General features: G+C 35.7%; 3 protein-coding genes. All 3 read right to left on the reverse strand.

Annotated elements, in window-relative coordinates; translation table 11 throughout:
- Positions 1-301: hypothetical protein (locus MRT15_RS11800; protein ID WP_304330465.1), on the reverse strand; the 301-nt coding region annotated here is incomplete at its 3' end.
- 251 nt (positions 302-552) lie between these two features.
- A complete protein-coding gene (locus MRT15_RS11805; protein WP_304330467.1) occupies positions 553-1,194 on the reverse strand; it encodes a hypothetical protein in 642 nt (213 codons plus the stop codon).
- Positions 1,195-1,214: 20 nt separating this feature from the next.
- Positions 1,215-3,181 (reverse strand): DUF499 domain-containing protein (locus tag MRT15_RS11810; RefSeq protein WP_304330468.1); only part of this gene is annotated, 1,967 nt, incomplete at its 5' end.

A 3,181-nucleotide genomic window follows, 5' to 3' on the forward strand; every position in this document is an offset into this window, starting at 1 on the left:
GCCCTCCACCCAAAACCACACCAAGAGGCACAATACTACCCCCATCAATATAACCTACAACATCACCCTCCTCAAACCTTGGAATCCCACAATCAATAGTAACAGTATCCCCAGCAACATCAATAAGCTCACCAACCACTTTATCCCCCTCAACCCTCCTCTCCTCCTCAGCCCTCTCCCTATAAAGCAAACCCTCCATAAACCTCAAAAACATGCCCCTATCAGCATAAAGCGGAACATAACCACAATACGGACAAACAATAAAATTAAACCACCTACCACACCTATCACAAATAGGCATCGAAATTTCTCACCTTACTTATTTGATGGCAATTCCAGTTTGTCTATTCAATTTTCTTTAAGCATTCTAACATTATAATATTTTTGGATATTTGGCTGAAACTCTGTGCACAATTAACATTAAGCATACGATAGATTTAACGATAAATATCAACAACTCAAAAGCATAGAAGTTTCCTCATAAGTTTAAAATATCATAAAATTCAGCAAAAAGAAGATTAAAATTAATGGCAAAATATGTGGTAAAATCCTTTATACTGGTATTTTAAGTAGCATTTTGAGAATCTTTCTTCTATTCTTTATTTCATCATTTCCTAGAAGTGGATTTCTATTTTCTCTTCTCATCCAATAACTATTTAACCAGTCAATAAAATATTCTAGATTTCCCTCTAATTGAATAGGTTGAAAACATCTCATTTTAAGTTCTTCCTCGTCCAGAATTTTAGTGGCTAGATAAAAAATCGGTAGCTTAAAACTATTTATTATTTCCCCTGCCGTGTTAGCGTAATTTTTTATGATATTTTCTTCCATTTCAGAGGAAAATACATGCCAAAGTGATAAGCCATCAAAACCGAAAATTGAAAAAGCTAAGACTTGCTGCAAACCTTCGTAGAAATTCTTTTTACTCATGCTCTCAGATGTAAAATACTCAATTTCTATACATCCTATAATTGCTTTATCCAATATCTCTATCGGATCTTCAAAGACCAGTATTATATCAACTTCTGTTCGAGGAGGTAATGCTCCACTCCACCACTCCAGCCAAATATCTTGAAATTCTTTAGTAGAAAGATTTTTGTTTCTATAAACTTTTTTCAACCACCCATGCCTACCAAGCTCTTTTTCCCTAAGAATCGCTTCATACAGCTTTTTCACAAAAACACGTTCTGACAAAATGGCAACCTCAATTGAACCTATTCAGTTTTTTCCCATATTATTTTTGCCCCAATTTGATTCAATGTTTCCTTCACTTTTAAGTTATATGTGTCTTTGTTTATCCCTTTTATTGATGAAGCTTCAATCCTCATTTTTAATGAAATTTCAGCTCCTTCATGAGTTAATGGTCTAAATACTCCACTAATTAAATTAGAAAGCTTATCCCAAGGAATTTCAACTTCAATAATTATTTTCTGTAAAGCTTTTTCCTCAACAGTTTCCGTTGTAGATGTAACTCCTTCTTTTTGTACATTTGATTCTCCTTTTTCAATTCCTACTTTCTCAACTTCCCCCTCTTTTACCTCCTCCTTCATTTTAACAGCTATTTCCTTCCTCACTATGAAAACTTCATCACTTATTTCAAAAGATGGGACACTTTCTTGGTACAAAACTTTATCATTGATTAGGAGCCCAAAAACTCCTTCTTGAACACCTCTTATGACAGCATTCTTAAGAACACTTTCATTTTCCAACATTGGAAGTTCACAATACTTTAGGAAAGCTTCCCATATTTCAGATAAACTTTTACGCTCATCCCCTTCTGAAAAAGTTTTCTCTATCAAGAATCTAGGCGACAATCTATCCAGTAAAAGTTCTTGGTCCTTAAGATAACGCTTCACTCTCATTGAAAGGCCAGGTCTTTCACCCACTGTGGGAATTCCTAGATCAAACTTTTTAAGACCATCCTTTGAACCCTTGACCAAATATCTATATGCAGATATTATCTTGAATAATACATCCGAATCTTTATCCTTAAACCATTGGTTCGCCTTTTCTCTGTCAGTTTCTGTTAGAGTTTTCAAAGTTTCTTTATCTGAAGTTATTGCCTTTAAGGCTAGGAAACGGCGAACAACCTCCTTTAATCCCTCATATTCGTTTGAATCTAAAACCAAGAAGAGAATTGTGTTCTTATAAACTCTATAACCACTTGAGTAATTGGTAAGTACATCTTGAATAAATGCAAACGTATTAGGATTATCTATCATCAATTCCAATGGTAGAATAGCCAACTTTAGCTTCTTATTATCTGGGATGTCACTATTGGATTTAGGCCAAATATAGACTTCGAAATCCCTTCCAGCAATCCTTTCTAATCTACCTTTAATTTCAGCTTCAACTTCATGTTCCCTTAATGCCTCTTCCTTATCCAAAATTAACCTATTTAATCCTACTTGACTACTAAAATAGTAGAGTCCCTTTTCAGAATGGAGGTAAAGTGGGCCATCTATATCTTCAAGCTTTTTAAGAGCATCCCCTACGATAGCTGGAGGTATCCCTTCTCTTAAAAATGCAACTCTAAGTCTTTGAATGCTTATTCCTCTCCGTTCGGTGGCTGGAAATGAGTATAGGAAAATGGATGTTGCTAAACCGTTTGCAACCTTAAATTTAGCATATTCACTTCCCATTCGCCTATCCATTTTTGCGGTTCTTGCATTGTCACCAACTATATCTGAAGCTAGAACGGATTCGAATACTTCGCCTATATGCTCTATAAACATTCTTCTTATTTTAGGGTTAGAGAGATTAATGTTTGCTGGCTGTATAAGTGGTGAGGGATCTTGTCTAATGAAGTTATCATAAATAACCTCTGCTAAAAGCCTGAGCACACCCCTAGTTCTCTGAAAACTTGGTATAGTCCCCCATCTCTCATAAAGAACATCTATGGTTTCAGGATGAAATGGGTAAGCCTTTTTAATCTTCTCCTTATATCGAACTTCACGAAATTCTGGTGGAACCTCCTCCCCAAGTCTCTGATAAAGATCAAAATACTGGGAAGCTACCACTTCATGCTCCTTTACATCCCCCAAATCTTCAAATAACCTTTTCCTTATAATCTCATATATCTCATCACCTTCCACAGGAGTATATATTACTTGCATTCTCCCGAAAATCCTTTGAAGTTGAGTTAAAACCTTCTCACCTCTTTCCCCATACGGGGCGCTGG

Source organism: Candidatus Culexarchaeum yellowstonense, assembly GCF_024707025.1.
Lineage (GTDB): Archaea > Thermoproteota > Methanomethylicia > Culexarchaeales > Culexarchaeaceae > Culexarchaeum.